The organism is Rhodococcus sp. 66b, assembly GCF_002076325.1.
GTDB lineage: Bacteria > Actinomycetota > Actinomycetes > Mycobacteriales > Mycobacteriaceae > Rhodococcus_F > Rhodococcus_F erythropolis.
In genome coordinates, this window is the sequence record NZ_MUZB01000012.1 from 107,024 (window position 1) to 124,979 (window position 17,956).

The following is a 17,956-nucleotide window of genomic DNA, read 5'->3' on the forward strand; positions in this document are numbered from 1 at the left end:
CCTTTATTAACCGCCGGCGGTTAATAAAGGCGCACAGCAGTTTACGAAGCCGGGTCCCCTGGGAACGCTGAGGTGGCCGGAGCGGTTCCCAGCGCGGACCGCCATCCGGCGCCGCGGATTGCCGCATCGGTCAGGCCGTCGATTCCGAACGTGCGGAGTTGGTCGGTATCGACCTGTTCGACGAATGCCCGGTAGGTCACGGCGGTGTCGGATTCGATCTGTGCTGCCAGTTGTGCCGCGGTAACGGCGTCCGTCACCGGGAACGGGATCTCGTAGGCTGCCGCGGCTGTCGGCGGGGTCTCGCCCGCGTCGGTCGACAGGGCAACCAGCGCATCACGTCGCGCGCGGTGCGCGGCTGTATGTGTGGCAACTTCGTTGACACGGGCAGGATTCGAAAACGCGGCAACCACTCCGTAAGCGAAGATCGCGGCATTCTCTGATTCGATTGCGGTCAGCAAGGCAGAACTCTCGGTTCGACGGGTGTGCGAAGTGATCATGGAAGCAACACCGCAACCTGGGTCGAGCACGACGCGCTGATCGAACCGAGCAAGCCCGCGCGATAGCCGGACATCGTGCGAGCGAGATCCGCGGCACTGCGCGCCGAATCGGTCAGCGAGGTCTTCAAGGTGTCAACGCCCGTCGGAGCGTTTGCGACCGAGGTCGACGGGGGCGCAGTGGTCGTAGCGCCGCCGCCCGCTGCTCGCGCAATCTCTGCGTCGAGTTCGAGGGCATGCGCTGTGCGTTCGGCGCTGATCGTGGTCAGTGATGCCGACTTGTCCGGCGCAAGAGCGATGGCGGCGGTTGCGGCTGCCGCGTCGGAGCGAGCTCGCTCGGCCTGGGCCGTCAACTGGTCGACTTCTGCAGCCGCCTCCGCTGTGCCGTTGTCGGTGCAGGCGGACAACGAGAAGGCTGCAGCGCCCAACGCTGCTGCGGTTCCCGTCATCTTGAGCGCACTCCGCCGGGAGAGTGGGGTAGTAGTCATGGGCGTCAGCACCAGTCCATCGTGCCAGGTGGTCGGCCGATCGTTCGAATCCGCGGCACGTGTTCAAGTGTGACGTGCGTCGGGCACTCTGGTCACGGAGACGCGCAATGAGCGGTACTCTTGGATGCTTGCAGCATGAGGCACCTGGTGTCTTTTCATGCTCGCAGCCGCCCACGTCGACAGTCGACACAAGTCGGACAATCGACGACAACTGAAATGAGGAGTTCGCGAGATGCCGGTGCCATCCAGGGAGAGGGTGATCGAGCTGATCTCCGAACTCGTGCACGCCCAGGGTTACGACGTCGAAGACGTTGTCGTGACCAGTGCGGGCAAGCACAGCGCGGTGCGCATCATGGTCGACAGCGATGCCGGGATCGAACTCGATGCCGCCGCAGAGATCAGCAGACTCGTTTCGGAACTTTTCGACAGCCTCGAGGAAATCGGTGAAACGCCGTACACCCTCGAGGTGACCTCCCCGGGAATCGATCGCCCACTGACGCTCGAGCGTCACTGGCGTCGAGCTCGTGGACGCAAAGCGCGTATCGATCTGGCCGGCGAGACCGTGGTCGGCCGTATCGGAACGTTGAACGACGCTTCCGTGGCGGTTGTCATCGGAGGCCGTGGCGGACTGACCGTGCGAGAGATTGCACTGGGCGACGTTCAGAAGGCCGTAGTTCAGGTGGAGTTCTCGAAGCCCAGTGAGGCGGAGTTGGAACTCGCGGGCGGCATCCCGGAGGGGCGCGCAGTTCCCTCGGATGCGGTTGACCTCACCGATGACTCGGGCGTGGACAGTGTCGAAGACGACGAAGCAGAATTAGAAGACGTAGAAAACGAAGAAGGGTTCGACAAGTGAATATCGACATTGCAGCGTTGCGAGCGATCGAAGCCGAAAAGGGCGTTTCGATCGAAACTGTGATCGCCACGATCCAGACCGCGCTGCTGACGGCGTACCGCCACACCGAGGGGCACAAGCAGAACGCTCGGATCGATGTCAACATCAAGACCGGTTCGGTGCGAGTGATGGCACACGACACCGATGCCGACGGCAACATGATCGGCGAGGAGTGGGACGACACTCCCGAAGGATTCGGTCGAATCGCGGCGACCACCGCACGCCAGGTCATCCTGCAGCGTTTGCGCGACGCCGAGCACGAGCGCAGTTTCGGTGAGTTCTCCACCCATGAGGGCGAAATCGTCGGCGGTGTCATTCAGCGCGACACGCGTGCAAACTCTCGCGGGATGGTCGTCGTTCGAATCGGCAGCGAATCCAATGGCGCCGAAGGATTGTTGCCGCCCGCAGAACAGGTTCCCGGCGAGAACTACGAACACGGCGAGCGCATCAAGTGCTACGTCGTCGGGGTTGCTCGCGGCGCCCGTGGCCCCCAGATCACCCTCTCGCGGACCCATCCGAACCTGGTTCGCAAGTTGTTCGCACTCGAGGTTCCGGAGATCGCGGACGGCAGCGTCGAGATCATCAACGTCGCGCGCGAAGCGGGACACCGTTCCAAGATCGCCGTTGCCTCACGCGTGCAGGGGCTGAACGCAAAGGGTGCATGCATCGGCCCGATGGGTCAGCGCGTACGCAACGTCATGAGCGAACTTGCGGGGGAGAAGATCGACATCATCGACTTCGACGAAGATCCCGCAACGTTTGTGGGCAACGCACTTTCCCCGTCGAAAGTGGTCTCCGTCACTGTCGTCGATCCCGAGGCTCGTGCGGCCCGTGTCATCGTGCCCGATTTCCAGCTTTCGTTGGCCATCGGAAAAGAGGGTCAAAATGCCCGCCTGGCTGCACGGTTGACGGGTTGGCGTATCGACATTCGGAGCGATGCGGCACCCGTTGGCGACGCGTCCGACCGGCCCGCCACGTCCAACGGATAACGGTGGAATGCAGTGATCGAGACGGTTCGGCGGTAGAGTGGACAATGGTTCGACGTGAGTCCTCGGATTCTGCGCGCGTGAAACCCGGTTCGCCGGTCAGAACGTGTGTGGGGTGCAGGGAACAAGGGTCGGCTGTCGATCTGTTGAGGGTCGTGGTTGGTGAGCAGGGGCCGGAGGGTTCCCCGCTCGTCCCCGACGTATCGCGAAGACTCCCCGGTCGAGGTGCATGGCTGCACCTGGATCCGAGTTGTCTGAGCCTGGCAGAGCGGCGCCGAGCATTCAGCAGAGCACTGCGAGTGTCCGGAAATCTGGACACGTCCGCTGTCGACCAGCTGGTCGACGCAGTTCACACAAAAGCAGTACCTCTCGAGAAGAACAGGCACAAGCACTCATGAGCACACCGTGAAGCACCAACGATGAACGTCCATCGGCGATAACCCGAGGTCGTGCGGGACCCACATCTGTGGGATGCCTCCTGCTCGACCTCATCAGTGAGGAGAGCAGTGGCAGGCAAGGCCCGCGTGCACGAGTTGGCTAAAGAACTCGGTGTCACCAGCAAGGAACTACTCGCAACGCTCAAGGAGCAAGGCGAGTTCGTGAAGTCTGCGTCATCCACAGTGGAGGCGCCCGTCGCCCGTCGTCTGCGGGAGTCATTCCCGTCGGCAGGCGGAGCAGAAACCAAGTCCGAGACCGGCGCAGCCGCTCCGGCGGCTCGCCCCGCGGCCAAGCCCGGCGCACCGTCGCCGTCAGCTGCAAAGCCCGGTGGCCCGCGTCCCGGCCCCAAGCCGGCCGCACCCGCACCGGCTGCTCCCGCAGCTCCGGCACCGGCAGCCCCCGCGGCTCCCGCAGCCGCTGCTCCGGCAGCACCGTCGGCGCCGGTCCCCACCCCGACGTTCAACGCTCCGAAGCCGGCACGCCCGGCTCCGGCTGCTCCCGCAGCATCGGCACCGGCAGCCCCCGCGGCTCCGGCGGCACCGTCCACCGGCGCAAAGCCCGGCGGACCGCGTCCGGGACCGAAGGCACCTCGCGTCGGTAACAACCCGTACTCCTCGGCACCCGCCGAGCGTCCGGCACCTCGTCCGGCTCCCGGCGCACCGCGTCCGGGTGCAGGCCAGGGCGGTTCTCGTCCGGCTCCGGGTCAGGGCGGTCCCCGTCCGGCTCCCGGCCAGGGTGGACCTCGTCCGGCTCCGGGTCAGGGCGGTCCCCGTCCGGCTCCCGGCCAGGGTGGACCTCGTCCGCCTGCAGGTCAGGGCGGACCCCGTCCCAGCCCCGGCTCCATGCCTCCTCGCCCGAACCCGGGTGCAATGCCTGCTCGTTCCGCTCGTCCCGCGCCCGGTGGCGGCGGACGTCCGGGTCGTCCCGGTGGCGCTCCCGGTGGTCGTCCGGGCGGCGGCGGCGGTGGATACCGCGGCGGCGGCGCTCCCGGCGCCGGTGCTGGTGCAGGTGCTCCCGGTGGAGCAGCTCCGGCCGGTGGATTCCGCGGTCGTCCCGGCGGCGGTGGCCGTCCCGGTCAGCGCGGCGCAGCGGCAGGTGCATTCGGTCGTCCCGGCGGAGCAGTTCGCCGTGGACGTAAGTCGAAGCGGGCGAAGCGCGCCGAGTACGAAAGCATGCAGGCTCCCGCAGTCGGCGGCGTCAGGCTGCCACGCGGCAACGGTGAGACCATCCGTCTCGCTCGCGGCGCATCGCTGTCGGACTTCGCGGACAAGATCGATGCGAACCCCGCAGCACTCGTGCAGGCGTTGTTCAACCTCGGTGAGATGGTCACGGCAACTCAGTCGGTCAACGACGAGACGCTGGAGCTGCTCGGCGGCGAAATGAACTACGTCGTGCAGGTCGTCAGCCCGGAGGACGAGGACCGCGAGCTGCTCGACAGCTTCGACCTCACCTACGGCGAGGACGCCGGCGGAGAAGAGGACCTCGAGTCCCGTCCGCCTGTGGTCACCGTCATGGGCCACGTCGACCACGGTAAGACTCGTCTGCTCGACGTGATCCGTAAGGCGAATGTCCGTGAGGGCGAAGCCGGCGGCATCACGCAGCACATCGGTGCCTACCAGGTGCTGACCGAGCTCGAGGGCAACGAGCGTCTCGTGACGTTCATCGACACCCCGGGTCACGAGGCCTTCACGGCCATGCGTGCTCGTGGTGCCAAGGCCACCGACCTCGCGATCCTTGTTGTCGCAGCCGACGACGGCGTCATGCCGCAGACGGTGGAAGCGATCAACCACGCCCAGGCGGCCGACGTGCCGATCGTGGTCGCGGTGAACAAGATCGACAAGGAAGGCGCGAACCCGGACAAGATCCGGCAGCAGCTCACCGAGTACGGACTGGTGGCCGAGGAATACGGCGGAGACACCATGTTCGTCGACATCTCGGCGAAGCAGGGTCTCAACATCGACGCACTGCTCGAAGCAGTGCTGTTGACGGCGGACGCTTCCCTGGATCTGCGCGCCAACCCGGACATGGATGCTCAGGGTGTTGCCATCGAGGCGCACCTCGACCGTGGCCGCGGCCCCGTCGCTACCGTGCTCATCCAGCGCGGAACGCTGCGGGTCGGCGACTCGATCGTTGCCGGCGATGCTTACGGCCGCGTCCGCCGCATGGTGGACGAGCACGGTCAGGACGTCCACGAGGCTCTGCCTTCACGTCCGGTCCAGGTCATCGGCTTCACATCGGTCCCCGGTGCAGGTGACAACCTGCTCGTGGTCGACGAGGACCGTATCGCTCGCCAGATCGCGGACCGTCGCAACGCACGTAAGCGCAACGCGCTTGCAGCGAAGAGTCGTAAGCGCATCAGCCTCGACGATCTCGATGCAGCTCTGAAGGAACATTCACAGCTGAACTTGATCCTCAAGGGTGACAACTCGGGAACCGTGGAGGCCCTCGAAGAGGCTCTCCTCGGAATTCCGATCGACGACGAGGTGCAGTTGCGCGTCATCGACCGCGGTGTCGGTGGCATCACGGAGACCAACGTCAACCTGGCTGCTGCGTCCAACGCGATCATCATCGGCTTCAACGTCCGCGCCGAAGGCAAGGCAACGGAGCTGGCGAACCGCGAGGGCGTCGACATTCGCTACTACTCGGTGATCTACCAGGCCATCGACGAGGTCGAAAAGGCACTCAAGGGTCTGCTCAAGCCGGTGTATGAAGAGGTCGAGCTGGGCAAGGCAGAGATCCGTGCCATGTTCCGTTCGTCCAAGATCGGCAACATTGCCGGTTGCTTGGTCACGTCGGGCAGCATCCGTCGCAACGCCAAGGCACGTCTCATCCGCGACAGCAAGGTCATCGCCGAGACGGTCACCATCTCCTCGCTCAAGCGGGAGAAGGAAGACGCTACCGAGGTTCGCGAAGGCTACGAATGTGGTTTGACCGTCACCTATTCCGATATCAAGATCGGTGACGTTCTCGAGTGCTACGAGCTTCGCGAGAAGCCGCGCGACTGATTATGTCGACACGGGCGTTGGGGCGGACGCACGTGAGTACTAGCTGACATGGACTCTTCCGGACTTGAACATACAAGTCCGGAAGAGTCCATTCGGCTCTGTCTAGGGGGAAAATGTTTGTAGGGGCACTGGAGTTCGACATTCTTTTCGGCGATGTCCACTCACTCAAGGAAAAGCGTTCGATGCTGTCGCCGATCCTGACGGAACTCCGTCGATTCGGCGTGAGTGCAGCGGAGGCGGGGGAGCAGGGACGCCTGCGTCGTGCGCTCGTGGGCGTCGGTGTGGTCAGTTCGTCCGTCGATCATCTGCACGATGTTCTCGATCATTGTGAGCGAGCGGTCGCCGAGCGTCCGGAGATTCAGTTGCTGGCTGTGCGAAGGCGAATCTTCGGCCCGGAAGACTGAGTGTCACTGGTGTGTGTCGGTGAGCCAGGCATCCAGACGGCGTACCGAATCGAGTTGGTCGGCAAGGGATTCGGCGTCCAGGGGACCAAGTGTGACGGTGTCTGTACTCACGCTCGATGTGCACGGTGGCTTGTGGCCGAAGACCTCTACCGATGGTGATTTGGTTGCCGGGTAGCCGATGGACGAGACTGTTGTCGGTAATAATTCTTGTTAACCAGAACTTTGATCGATCGAGTCACCTCGATTCGAGTGGCCAGGTAGAGGAGACTGACAGTCATGGTAGATCCAGCCCGGGCACGCAAGTTGGCAAAGCGTATCGGAACCATCGTCGCGACCGCGATCGATCACGAGATCAAGGATCCGCGACTCGCATTCGTGACCATCACGGACACCAAGGTCACCAACGATCTGCACGACGCGACGGTGTACTACACAGTCATGGGCGAGAAGGTCGATTCCGCACCCGATGTGGAAGCCGCCGCCGCAGGACTCGAGAAGGCCAAGGGTGTTCTCCGCTCGAAGGTCGGTGCCGGAACTGGCGTTCGCTTCACACCGACTCTGACGTTTGTCGCCGATACCGTTCCCGACACCGCGCGTCATATGGAAGAACTGCTGGCCCGTGCCAAGGCCGCCGACGACGAGGTCGCCAAGGCGCGTGAGAATGCACAGCCGGCCGGAGATGCAGATCCGTACAAGGAGCCGCGAGTGGCTTCGGACGAAGACGAGGCGTCGCCAGATGTTCGTGAAGCCGACTGACGCGCACCGAGAATGACGATCACCGCACTTTCGGACGTCGACCCCTGCGAGGCGAAGTTCGCTCAGGTGGCCGAGGTTCTCGAATCGGCGCACACGGTGACAATTCTCTGCCATGTGCAGCCGGATGCGGACACGATCGGCAGCGGACTTGCGCTCGGTCTCGTTCTCGAGCGTCGGGGCATTTCGGTGCAGGTCGCGTTCAGTCGGCCGTCGGCGCTGCCCGAGTCGATGTGTGATTTCCCTGGTGTTCACTTGCTCACGGCGCCCGCCGATGTTCGGGAAAGCGTCGATGTTCTGGTGACCGTGGATGTCGGCAGCGAGGGCCGCCTCGGTGAGTTGGCGAGTCGACTCGCCGGCGCGCATCGCACAATCGTCCTTGATCACCATCGCTCCAATTCCGAATTCGGAACCATCAACGTCGTCGACGAAACCGCGGCTTCGACGACGGCGCTCATCGCACGATTCTTCGATGCGTGGGGAGTCGCGATCGATCGCGATATCGCGCACTGTCTCTATGCCGGACTGGTCACCGACACCGGTTCCTTCCGGTGGGGAGGTCCGCTTCCGCACGTGCTCGCGGCGCGTTTGCTGGCGACCGGCATCGACGGCGACGCGATTGCGCGAAAGCTGCTCGACACCCATCCGTTCGGGTGGTTGCCGATGCTGGCTTCGGTACTCGGGTCCGCGGTGCTGGTCCCGGAAGCCGCGGACGGCCGTGGGCTGGTGTACGCGGTGATCCGACGCAGTGACATCGGCGATCTTCGCTCCGAGGAGATCGAGAGCGTCGTCGATATCGTGCGAACTACTTCGGAAGCCGAAGTTGCCGCAGTACTCAAAGAGTCGGTTTCCGGAAGCTGGTCGATCTCGTTGCGTGCAAAGTCGGCGATCGACGTGTCGGCGGTCGCTGAAAGTCTTGGTGGCGGCGGGCACCGGCTGTCGGCCGGATATACGTCGACCACTTCCAGCGACGAGATTGTTGTCGCGCTCGTCGCGGCACTCGGCTGAATCCGCGGCATTGAGCGAATCTGACGCCGCCTCGGCGGGATCTTCGGCAGCTGATTTCGACGTCACTGGGCGTCGAATCTTTTCCCTGGCGTTTCCGGCACTCGGGGTACTGGCGGCCGAACCCCTCTATCTGTTGTTCGACATCGCCGTGGTCGGCCGACTCGGGGCGCTTCCGCTGGCCGGATTGGCAGTCGGTGGTCTGATCCTGTCGTTGGTGAGTACGCAGCTGACCTTCTTGTCGTACGGCACGACGGCGCGCGCCGCACGGCTGCACGGGGCGGGCCGCGAGCGCGACGCGGTGGGCGAGGGTGTTCAGGCGACCTGGCTGGCGGCCGCGATCGGCTTGGCCTTGGTAGTGATCGTGCAGGTGATCGCGGGCCCGCTGACTTCGGCGGTGGCCGGGACTCCCGACATTGCGGCGGCTGCGGAAAGTTGGCTTCGGATAGCGGTATTGGGTGTTCCACTCATCCTGGTGGCTCTGGCCGGCAACGGCTGGATGCGCGGGGTTCAGAACACGGTGCGACCGCTTCGGTTCGTCCTTGTCGGCCTGGGTATTTCAGCGGTGTTGTGCCCGATTCTCGTGCACGGTTTGCTCGGTGCTCCCCGGATGGAACTCGAAGGATCAGCTGTCGCGAATCTGGTCGGCCAGAGCGTTTCGGGTGTCCTGTTCGCTTGGGCACTCTTTCGTGAACCGGTCTCGGCTCGACCGCATCTTGCAATCATGCGGGCGCAGATGCTGATGGGCCGTGACCTGATCCTGCGCAGCCTCGCATTCCAAGCGTGTTTCGTCTCGGCGGCCGCGGTGGCGTCGAGGTTCGGTGCAGCCGTAGTCGGTGCACACCAAGTTGTCCTCCAACTGTGGAACCTGGTTTCGCTCCTTCTCGATTCCTTGGCGATCGCCGCCCAAACGCTCATCGGAGCTGCCCTCGGCGGTGGATTCGCAGCCGCCGCGAAGAGGATGACCTGGCGGATCACTGCCTGGTCGACGGTATTTGCCGTGGTACTCGCGATCTTCTTCGCCGCGGGCCACTCCGTGATCCCCGGACTTTTCACGTCCGACGCCGAGGTCCTCGGTCAAATGTCGATCGCCTGGTGGTTCTTCGTCGCGATCATGCCGGTAGCGGGAATCGTGTTTGCACTCGATGGTGTTCTGCTCGGCGCCGGGGACGTGGTGTTTCTGCGCAACGCGACCATGCTCTGCGCAGTTCTCGGATTTCTGCCCGCGATCTGGCTCTCCCTCGCCTACGACTGGGGGCTGGCCGGAATTTGGGCAGGGCTTACCGTGTTCGTAGTACTTCGGATGGTCGCGGTGTCGTGGCGAGCGTTTTCCGGCAAGTGGGCAGTGACAGGTCCGGCGACGGCGAAGCGCGGAAGTTCAACTGAGGAAGCAGAGGGATCGTGGCAGCAAAGCTGATGGCGGTGAGCGACATTCATGTCGGTCACAACGGCAACAAGCCGATGACGGAGGAACTGTTCCCGGATTCGCCTGACGACTGGCTCATTCTCGCCGGAGATGTTTCCGAGAAAACTGACGACATTCGGTGGGCGTTGAAGCTCCTTCGCAGCCGATTCGCAAAGGTCATTTGGATTCCGGGCAACCACGAACTGTGGACGACCGCCAAGGATCCGGTTCAGATTCACGGAGCGCCGCGGTACGAGTACCTGGTCAACATGTGCCGCGAACTTGACGTCATCACGCCCGAGGACCCGTTCCCGGTGTGGGAGGGAGACGAGGGCCCGGTCACGGTCGTCCCGATGTTCCTTCTCTACGACTACTCCTTCCTGCCGGAAGGCGCGCGAGACAAGGAACACGGACTCGAGATCGCGCGGGACAAGAACGTCGTCGCCACCGACGAGTTCCTGCTCTCGCCGCAGCCGTATGCAACGCGCGACGCGTGGTGCCGGGCGAGAATCGAATACACCCAGGCACGGTTGGACGCGCTCCCCGAAGGCACAAAAACCGTTCTGGTGAACCATTTCCCGATGGTCCGGCAGCCGACGGACGTGCTCATGTATCCGGAGTTCGCGTTGTGGTGCGGAACCACCGCGACCGCCGACTGGCATGTGAAGTACAACGCGGTGTGCTCGGTGTACGGGCACCTGCACATTCCTCGAACCACGTACTACGACGGCGTCCGCTTCGAGGAAGTCTCACTCGGATACCCGCGCGAATGGCGTCGGCGTGGACTGCCGGAGAAGTTGTTGCGTCAGATTCTTCCCGTTCCGGAGTACCCGCCGGGAACGCTCAACAAGTGGGGTGGCCACTTCAAGGTCACGCCGGAGCAGGAAGCCGAAGTCGAGCGCATGCGCGCCGGACGCTGAGAGGTATCGCTACGTGATCGAACAGATTCTTCCCGGTGGAGTTGCGACGGCCGAGGCCTTCGTGGATCCGCCCGGTCTGGTTCCGCACCCCAGTGAGGAGGCGTTGATCGGCCGCGCGGTCGAGAAGCGCCGTCGCGAGTTCGTGACTACCCGGCACCTCGCGCGTCAGGCGATGGGCAAGCTCGGTGTTCCGTCTGCCGCTGTCATGCGCGGCGAGCGTGGTGCCCCACTCTGGCCGCAGGGAGTGGTCGGGAGCCTCGCCCATTGCGACGGCTACCGCGGCGCTGTCCTGGCGTACTCCATGCAGGTCCGCTCACTCGGTATCGACGCCGAGCCGCACGGCCCGCTGCCGGACGGGGTATTGCCCGCGGTCAGCATCGAAGCGGAACGAACGTGGCTGGACACTCAGGAAACCGGCGGTCCGGTGCACTGGGATCGAGTGCTCTTCTGCGCGAAGGAAGCCACGTACAAGGCGTGGTTTCCGCTCACTGGGCGCTGGTTGGGTTTCGAGGACGCCCACATCACATTCGAGGCGGAGTCGGAAACTTCCGGAACTTTCAACTCGCGTCTGCTGGTCCCCGGTGAGGCGACGTCTGGTCCGCCGCTCACCTCTTTCGACGGCAGGTGGTTGGTGTCGGACGGGCTCATCCTGACGGCAATTTCGGTGCAGTGAGCGCGACTGGCAGAATCGGCACACGTGTCAGCTCGTGAAAAGCCTTCCTCCGGTCTTGTCGGCGCCGGAATCCTGATTGTCGACAAAGAGGCGGGCATCACCAGCCACGACGTGGTCGCGCGATGCCGCAAATTGTTGAACACCCGCAAGGTGGGACATGCCGGGACTCTTGATCCCATGGCGACCGGCGTCCTCGTTCTCGGCGTCGAGCGTGCGACCAAGTTGCTCGGACTCCTGGCACTGACAACCAAGGCGTACTCGGCGACCATTCGCCTCGGTGCAGCGACGGACACGGACGATGCCGAAGGGGAGGTCCTGACTTCCGCAGACGCTTCGCAGGTGACGGACGCGGAGATCGCGGCGATCGTGGCAACGCTGACCGGAGACATCAAGCAGATCCCGGCAAGCGTGAGCGCTATCAAGGTCGACGGTCAACGCGCACATGCTCTGGTGCGTGCGGGAGAAACCGTCGAGCTGGCGCCGCGCCCGGTAACGGTGTCGACTTTCGAAGTTCTGGCTCGGCGAGATGTGCCGGGTGGCTTCGTCGATCTGGATGTAGACGTTGAGTGCTCTTCCGGAACATACATCCGCTCGCTTGCACGCGACCTCGGTCGTGAATTGGGCGTCGGTGGTCATCTGACGGCATTGCGCCGCACCCGCGTCGGGCCGTTCACTCTCGAACATGCGCGCACGCTCGAAGATCTCGCGGATCAGCCGGGTGTGAGCCTCGACATCGATCAGGCTGCGCAGACGGCTTTTCCGCATCGGCAGATCACGGCGGAGGAAGCCGAGGCGATCAGCCAGGGGCGCTGGCTCGAGCCGATCGGGATGAAGGGGATCTGTGCGGCGATCGATCCCACCGGTCACACGATTGCGCTTCTGCAGGAGAAGGGTCGACGCGCCAGTTCGGTGATGGTCGTGCGACCGGCGACGCTTCGCGGGTGATCGTCCGCGAGCGTGTCGACGGCGACCTCGACGGTTGCGTCGATGCGCTGGCACAGGTCCACGATTGCGACGGATATCCGAACATGTGGCCGCAGAACCCGCACCGCTGGCTCAGTTCGCCCACGGTGGTGAAGGCGTGGGTCGGTGAGAGCGACGGCCGTGTTGTCGGTCATGTGGCCGTCGACCGCGAGGTTGCAGGCGCGCCCACCACCGCGGGATCGATAGCCGTGTCGCGATTGTTCGTTCATCCCCATGCGCGCGGAAACGGCCTCAGCGGTGCGCTACTCGACGCTGTCACGGATTTCGCAGCCGAAAGTCAGTTGGAACTGGTGCTCGACGTCGTCGAGGACGCTTTGCCGGCGATCGCGCTGTACGAGCGTCGAGGTTGGGTGTACGTCGACGAGAGGCTCGCCGACTGGACCCGGACCGACGGAGTCCGGCCCGTGGAACGGCGATATCGTCTGCCGCGCTGAGCGGCCTCGACTACACGAGCCAAATTGCTTGAGCGACTGGGCTTCCCAGGTCGATGGTGTCGGGGCTGTCGCCGAGTCGAACGGACACTGTTCCGGCGAAATCACGGCGTTCTTCGACAGTGATGTCGACATCGAGACTGACGCCGACGGAATCGAAGTACCGCAGCATTTCGGGATCGGAATCGGAGATCCGGGCAACGCGGCCCCGCTCGCCGTTGGCGAAGTCGCTGAGCTGCCGGGCCGGGGGAGTCGGCACCGAACCATCGGTGGCGGGAATGGGATCGCCGTGCGGGTCACGTTCGGGGAAGCCCAGTTTGGCGTCCATCCGCGAGATCATCAGATCGGAAACGGCGTGTTCGAGGACTTCGGCCTCGTCGTGGACTTCGTCCCAGCCGTAGCCGAGTTCCTGAACCAGATAGGTCTCGATCAACCGGTGGCGCCGGACCATGGACACAGCAGCCGCGCGGCCACTGTCCGTCAGAGCGATGGAACCGTAGCGGGCGTGATCGACGAGGCCCTGGTCCGAGAGTTTGCGGATCGCCTCGGACACCGTCGAAGCCGAGACGTTCATCTTCTCGGACAGGAGCTTGGTGGACACCCGCTCGTGGGACCACTCCTGGATCGTCCAAATGACCTTGAGGTAGTCCTGAGCCACCGACGAGAGTGCGAGCGTGTCGATTGCCGCGCCGTGCGCCGAAGTGCTGTCGCCATCCGACGTCGATGATGCTTCCGAGGTTCCGGTCTTGTGAGCTGCCACAACGCTTAGCTTAGGCTACGAAATCCGGAACTTCCGTACGTGAGCGGCAGCACAGCGGTGATTCGCTGGGCGGGTCCGAACGTGACCCGCCGCCGGTGGACCCGTAGGCTGCCAATCGTGCTGAGATGGCGTGGTCTCGACGAAGTTCCGGCCGATTGGGGTCGTTGTGTGCTCACTATCGGTGTGTTCGACGGTGTGCATCGTGGGCATGCCCAATTGATAGCGAGAGCGGTTACCGCTGCGCGCAAACGTGGTGTTCCGAGCGTGTTGATGACGTTCGACCCGCATCCAATGGAGGTTGTGCGGCCGGGTAGTCATCCAGCCCAGTTGACGACGCTGCAACGGCGTGCGGAATTGGCTCAGGATCTGGGCATCGACGTGTTCTGCGTGATGCCGTTCACCGCTGATTTCATGAAGCTGACGCCGGAGCGCTACGTCCACGAAATTCTCGTCGAACGTCTGCATGTCGCCGAGGTGGTGGTGGGGGACAACTTCACCTTCGGCAAGAAGGCGCTCGGCAACGTCGATCTTCTTCGTGAGATGGGCGCTCGCTTCGGCTTTGCGGTCGACGGCGTCCAGCTGCTCGCCGAGCATGCGGTGACGTTCTCGTCGACCTACATCCGCTCGTGCGTCGACGCAGGCGACATGGAAGCCGCCACCGAAGCTCTCGGCCGTCCACATCGTGTCGAAGGTGTGGTCGTCCACGGTGACAAGCGTGGACGCGAGCTGGGATTCCCGACGGCCAATGTTGCACCGCCGATGTTTTCGGCGATTCCGGCCGACGGCGTCTACGCAGCGTGGTTCACGGTGCTCGGCGCCGGCGAGGAACTCGGAACTGTCGTTCCCGGTCGTCGATACCAAGCCGCAGTGTCTGTGGGGACCAACCCGACCTTCTCCGGCCGGACCCGAACCGTCGAGGCGTACGTTCTCGACACCGAAGCCGACCTGTACGGACAACACGTCGCTGTCGACCTGGTTTCGCGGATTCGGGGCATGGAGAAGTTCGACTCGATCGAGTCGCTCATCACGGCGATGAACCGAGACGTCGAACGCGCACGCCAAATCCTGAGTGAGGATGCAGAGCGCAGCGTAGGTTGAGCTCGTCCTGAACTAGTGGCGGCGGCCACATTCGCTCCAGGCGGGCGAAAGCGCCTCATTGCTGCTGGTAGGATCTTCTCTCGGTGCGTGCTGCGGTTTGCGGTGGCCGCACCGATCTAGTTCCTTTCACGCAAACGTCATCACAGGAGTGAATCAAGTGGCATTGACCACGGAAGAAAAGAAGGTCGTTCTCGGCGAGTACGGCTTGCACGAGACCGACACGGGATCGCCTGAAGCTCAGGTGGCAATGCTCACCAAGCGCATCACCGATCTCACCGAGCACCTCAAGACCCACAAGCATGACCACCACTCGCGTCGTGGACTGCTCTTGATGGTCGGTCGCCGTCGTCGTCTGCTGAAGTACGTGGCAAAGACTGACGTCGCTCGCTACCGCACGCTCATCGAGCGTCTCGGCCTGCGTCGCTAGATTTTTCTCACGACGCTGATCGAAAGCAACACGGCACGCTTCGGTTTGCCGAACACTCCGTTAGCCGGCGAAGCCACGCATATACTGGGCTTCGCTGGCTTTCGGCGTTAGCTGCCGCAAGGCAGTTTCCGCTGTCGGCGCTATGCACAGTTGTCTACGCACAGTTGTGCAGTGCGCAGCCAGCACACCGTATGCACCAGAGAACGTGGTGTCGGTTGTCGGTAGTGGTTCTCCGGACCGGGCAAGTGCCCGAAGGCTCCGGCGGACTTCGATCGACGGCCGCCCGAACGTCGTGACGTCCCGAAGCAGAAATCGCTCGCATCGCAAGGAGCGTCTGCAATTCAAGAGGGGGACGTCCCTCGGTGCGCAGTTTCCACCAGGAGGGTGGAAACGCCCGCGCGGGTACGGCGAAGACGAGAGGGAAGTGAAGAGAAAAGAATGACAGAGAATTCCGTAGTAGAGGTCGACGAAGGCGTGTTCGAATCCACCGCCGTGATCGACAACGGGTCCTTCGGTACCCGCACCATCCGTTTCGAGACCGGACGCCTTGCTCAGCAGGCCGCCGGCGCCGTCGTTGCTTACCTGGACGACGAGACCATGCTGCTGTCCGCCACGAGCGCCAGCAAGCACCCCAAGGAGCACTTCGACTTCTTCCCCCTGACGGTGGACGTCGAAGAGCGTATGTACGCAGCGGGCCGCATCCCCGGTTCGTTCTTCCGTCGTGAGGGACGCCCCTCCACCGACGCGATCCTGACTTGCCGCCTCATCGACCGGCCGCTGCGCCCGTCCTTCGTCGACGGTCTCCGTAACGAGATCCAGGTCGTCGTCACGGTCATGAGCCTCAACCCGCAGGATCTGTACGACGTCGTGGCCATCAACGCCGCTTCCGCGTCGACGCAGATCGCGGGCCTGCCGTTCTCCGGACCCGTCGGTGGCGTGCGTGTTGCACTCATCGTCTCCGAGGACAACAAGGCCGGCCAGTGGGTTGCATTCCCGACGGTCGATCAGCTCGAGAACGCCGTCTTCGACATGGTCGTAGCCGGCCGCGTCGTGTCCGGCAGCGGTGACAATGCCGACGTAGCGATCATGATGGTCGAGGCCGAGGCCACCGACAACGTCATCGCGAAGATCGCCGACGGCGCTCAGGCACCGACCGAGGCAATCGTCGCCGAGGGCCTCGAGGCCGCCAAGCCGTTCATCGCACGCCTGTGTGCTGCGCAGGCAGCGCTGGCATCCAAGGCTGCAAAGCCCACGGGTGACTACCCGGTCTTCCCGGCGTACCAGGACGACGTTTTTGCTGCCGTCGAGGCTGCTGCGTCCGAAAAGCTCAATGCCGCACTGACAATCGCCGGCAAGCAGGAACGCGACGACAAGACCGACGAGGTCAAGGTCGAGGTTCTCGAGCAGGTTGCACCCAACTTCGAGGGCCGCGAGAAGGAACTGGGAGCAGCGTTCCGCTCGCTCACCAAGAAGCTGGTTCGTCAGCGCATCCTGCGCGATCAGTTCCGCATCGACGGCCGCGGCGTCACGGACATCCGTTCGCTGTCCGCCGAGGTCGCGATCATCCCGCGCGCACACGGCTCCGCACTGTTCGAGCGCGGCGAGACCCAGATCCTGGGTGTCACCACTCTCGACATGGTCAAGATGGCTCAGCAGGTCGACTCGCTCGGTCCCGAGACCACCAAGCGCTACATGCATCATTACAACTTCCCGCCGTACTCCACCGGTGAGACGGGTCGCGTCGGTTCGCCGAAGCGTCGCGAAATCGGTCACGGTGCACTCGCCGAGCGCGCTCTCATGCCGGTTCTGCCCAGCGTCGAAGAGTTCCCTTACGCGATTCGCCAGGTCTCCGAGGCTCTGAGCTCCAACGGTTCCACCTCGATGGGCTCGGTGTGTGCGTCCACGCTCGCACTGCTCAACGCCGGTGTGCCGCTTCGCGCTCCGGTTGCCGGTATCGCCATGGGTCTGGTCTCCGACCAGGTCGACGGTGAAACCCGCTACGTCGCTCTGACCGACATCCTCGGCGCCGAAGACGCCTTCGGCGACATGGACTTCAAGGTCGCAGGCACCAAGGACTTCGTCACGGCCCTGCAGTTGGACACGAAGCTCGACGGCATCCCGTCGCAGGTTCTTGCCGGTGCACTCTCGCAGGCGAAGGATGCACGGACCACGATCCTCGAGGTCATGGCGGAAGCCATCGACACCCCGGACGAGATGAGCCCGTTCGCTCCCCGCGTGACGGCCATCAAGGTCCCCGTCGACAAGATCGGTGAGGTCATCGGCCCCAAGGGCAAGATGATCAACTCCATCACCGAGCAGACCGGTGCCAACATCTCCATCGAAGACGACGGCACCGTGTTCGTCGGCGCCACCGATGGACCGTCTGCACAGGCCGCGATCGACATGATCAACGCCATTGCCAACCCGCAGCTCCCCAAGGTCGGCGAGCGGTTCCTGGGCACGGTCGTCAAGACCACCGCCTTCGGTGCCTTCGTGTCGCTCCTGCCGGGACGCGACGGACTGGTGCACATCTCGAAGCTGGGCAGTGGCAAGCGTATTGCCAAGGTCGAAGACGTGGTCAACGTCGGATCCAAGATCCGCGTCGAGATCGCCGACATCGATGCACGTGGCAAGATCTCGCTGATCCCGGTCGAAGAGGGCAACGACGAGGCTGCCGCTCCGGCCGCCGACGAGGCTGCTTCCGAGTAGATCTCACTTCGTACTCTGATGCGGCCCCGCGCGGATTTCCGTGCGGGGCCGCATCTGTACTGTCTGTAGACACGAGCCTGTAGA

18 protein-coding genes are annotated in these 17,956 nt (G+C 63.8%); 15 read left to right on the top strand and 3 right to left on the bottom strand.

Going from position 1 to position 17,956, the window contains the following annotated elements:
- Positions 1 to 41: 41 nt before the first annotated feature.
- Together B0E55_RS22270 and B0E55_RS22275 are read right to left on the bottom strand one after the other, a co-directional pair.
- Positions 42 to 497, bottom strand: a complete 456-nt coding sequence (locus tag B0E55_RS22270) for a ferritin-like domain-containing protein (RefSeq protein ID WP_020907435.1) — start codon at positions 495 to 497, stop codon at positions 42 to 44.
- Entirely contained in the window at positions 494 to 943 is a 450-nt protein-coding gene (locus B0E55_RS22275) for a hypothetical protein (RefSeq protein ID WP_080910526.1), read from the bottom strand. The genes B0E55_RS22270 and B0E55_RS22275 overlap by 4 nt, the downstream gene beginning before the upstream one ends.
- A gap of 271 nt (positions 944 to 1,214) precedes the next feature.
- Here B0E55_RS22275 and rimP point away from each other — a divergent pair, with 271 nt between their 5' ends.
- The 12 genes from rimP to B0E55_RS22335 all read left to right on the top strand — a co-directional run bounded on the left by rimP (position 1,215) and on the right by B0E55_RS22335 (position 12,881).
- Positions 1,215 to 1,835: a ribosome maturation factor RimP gene (gene rimP, locus B0E55_RS22280; protein WP_019748062.1), complete on the top strand. Its 621-nt coding sequence runs from the start codon at positions 1,215 to 1,217 to the stop codon at positions 1,833 to 1,835.
- The gene (gene nusA / locus B0E55_RS22285; protein WP_003942738.1) at positions 1,832 to 2,863 is read left to right on the top strand and encodes a transcription termination factor NusA; all 1,032 of its coding nucleotides are present in this window, start codon (positions 1,832 to 1,834) and stop codon (positions 2,861 to 2,863) included. The genes rimP and nusA overlap by 4 nt, the downstream gene beginning before the upstream one ends.
- Positions 2,864 to 2,907: 44 nt before the next feature.
- Positions 2,908 to 3,258 (top strand): YlxR family protein, encoded by a 351-nt coding sequence (locus B0E55_RS22290; RefSeq protein WP_019748063.1) that lies wholly within the window; start codon positions 2,908 to 2,910, stop codon positions 3,256 to 3,258.
- A gap of 108 nt (positions 3,259 to 3,366) precedes the next feature.
- Positions 3,367 to 6,303, top strand: coding sequence for a translation initiation factor IF-2 (gene infB, locus B0E55_RS22295; protein ID WP_019748064.1), 2,937 nt, complete (start codon positions 3,367 to 3,369; stop codon positions 6,301 to 6,303).
- Between the two features lie 113 nt (positions 6,304 to 6,416).
- Positions 6,417 to 6,707, top strand: coding sequence for a DUF503 domain-containing protein (locus B0E55_RS22300; RefSeq protein WP_003942205.1), 291 nt, complete (start codon positions 6,417 to 6,419; stop codon positions 6,705 to 6,707).
- 276 nt (positions 6,708 to 6,983) lie between these two features.
- Positions 6,984 to 7,463 (top strand): 30S ribosome-binding factor RbfA, encoded by a 480-nt coding sequence (gene rbfA / locus B0E55_RS22305; RefSeq protein WP_003942248.1) that lies wholly within the window; start codon positions 6,984 to 6,986, stop codon positions 7,461 to 7,463.
- Between the two features lie 12 nt (positions 7,464 to 7,475).
- Complete coding sequence (locus B0E55_RS22310) at positions 7,476 to 8,468, top strand: DHH family phosphoesterase (protein ID WP_080910482.1); 993 nt, start codon at positions 7,476 to 7,478, stop codon at positions 8,466 to 8,468.
- 10 nt (positions 8,469 to 8,478) lie between these two features.
- Entirely contained in the window at positions 8,479 to 9,882 is a 1,404-nt protein-coding gene (locus B0E55_RS22315) for an MATE family efflux transporter (RefSeq protein ID WP_241896121.1), read from the top strand.
- Positions 9,867 to 10,790 (top strand): metallophosphoesterase family protein, encoded by a 924-nt coding sequence (locus B0E55_RS22320; RefSeq protein ID WP_003942180.1) that lies wholly within the window; start codon positions 9,867 to 9,869, stop codon positions 10,788 to 10,790. Before B0E55_RS22315 ends, B0E55_RS22320 begins: the two co-directional genes overlap by 16 nt.
- 13 nt (positions 10,791 to 10,803) lie before the next feature.
- Positions 10,804 to 11,463, top strand: coding sequence for a 4'-phosphopantetheinyl transferase family protein (locus B0E55_RS22325; protein ID WP_003942126.1), 660 nt, complete (start codon positions 10,804 to 10,806; stop codon positions 11,461 to 11,463).
- Between the two features lie 24 nt (positions 11,464 to 11,487).
- Positions 11,488 to 12,408 carry a tRNA pseudouridine(55) synthase TruB gene (truB, locus tag B0E55_RS22330; RefSeq protein ID WP_020907442.1) on the top strand — a complete coding sequence of 307 codons (921 nt, stop codon included), beginning with the start codon at positions 11,488 to 11,490 and terminating at the stop codon, positions 12,406 to 12,408.
- Entirely contained in the window at positions 12,405 to 12,881 is a 477-nt protein-coding gene (locus B0E55_RS22335; RefSeq protein WP_080910484.1) for a GNAT family N-acetyltransferase, read from the top strand. The genes truB and B0E55_RS22335 overlap by 4 nt, the downstream gene beginning before the upstream one ends.
- A 10-nt stretch (positions 12,882 to 12,891) precedes the next feature.
- Here the strand turns inward: B0E55_RS22335 and B0E55_RS22340 are convergent, their stop codons facing one another.
- The gene (locus B0E55_RS22340) at positions 12,892 to 13,638 is read right to left on the bottom strand and encodes a metal-dependent transcriptional regulator (RefSeq protein WP_019748070.1); all 747 of its coding nucleotides are present in this window, start codon (positions 13,636 to 13,638) and stop codon (positions 12,892 to 12,894) included.
- Positions 13,639 to 13,755: 117 nt separating this feature from the next.
- Here B0E55_RS22340 and B0E55_RS22345 point away from each other — a divergent pair, with 117 nt between their 5' ends.
- The 3 genes from B0E55_RS22345 to B0E55_RS22355 all read left to right on the top strand — a co-directional run bounded on the left by B0E55_RS22345 (position 13,756) and on the right by B0E55_RS22355 (position 17,872).
- On the top strand, positions 13,756 to 14,736 hold the full coding sequence (locus B0E55_RS22345) for a bifunctional riboflavin kinase/FAD synthetase (protein ID WP_019748071.1): 981 nt from the start codon (positions 13,756 to 13,758) through the stop codon (positions 14,734 to 14,736).
- Positions 14,737 to 14,893: 157 nt separating this feature from the next.
- Positions 14,894 to 15,163: a 30S ribosomal protein S15 gene (gene rpsO, locus B0E55_RS22350; protein ID WP_003942254.1), complete on the top strand. Its 270-nt coding sequence runs from the start codon at positions 14,894 to 14,896 to the stop codon at positions 15,161 to 15,163.
- A 438-nt stretch (positions 15,164 to 15,601) separates the two neighbouring features.
- Complete coding sequence (locus B0E55_RS22355; RefSeq protein ID WP_020907444.1) at positions 15,602 to 17,872, top strand: polyribonucleotide nucleotidyltransferase; 2,271 nt, start codon at positions 15,602 to 15,604, stop codon at positions 17,870 to 17,872.
- Positions 17,873 to 17,956 lie beyond the last annotated feature (84 nt).

Bases quoted from the DNA above. Each gene is read 5' to 3' on its own strand.
- B0E55_RS22355 (WP_020907444.1), top strand. From the start codon at position 15,602: ATGACAGAGAATTCCGTAGTAGAGGTCGACGAAGGCGTGTTCGAATCC.
- B0E55_RS22290 (WP_019748063.1), top strand. From the start codon at position 2,908: ATGGTTCGACGTGAGTCCTCGGATTCTGCGCGCGTGAAACCCGGTTCG.
- rbfA (WP_003942248.1), top strand. From the start codon at position 6,984: ATGGTAGATCCAGCCCGGGCACGCAAGTTGGCAAAGCGTATCGGAACC.
- B0E55_RS22310 (WP_080910482.1), top strand. From the start codon at position 7,476: ATGACGATCACCGCACTTTCGGACGTCGACCCCTGCGAGGCGAAGTTC.
- B0E55_RS22275 (WP_080910526.1), bottom strand. From the start codon at position 943: ATGACGGGAACCGCAGCAGCGTTGGGCGCTGCAGCCTTCTCGTTGTCC.
- rimP (WP_019748062.1), top strand. From the start codon at position 1,215: ATGCCGGTGCCATCCAGGGAGAGGGTGATCGAGCTGATCTCCGAACTC.
- B0E55_RS22270 (WP_020907435.1), bottom strand. From the start codon at position 497: ATGATCACTTCGCACACCCGTCGAACCGAGAGTTCTGCCTTGCTGACC.
- B0E55_RS22300 (WP_003942205.1), top strand. From the start codon at position 6,417: ATGTTTGTAGGGGCACTGGAGTTCGACATTCTTTTCGGCGATGTCCAC.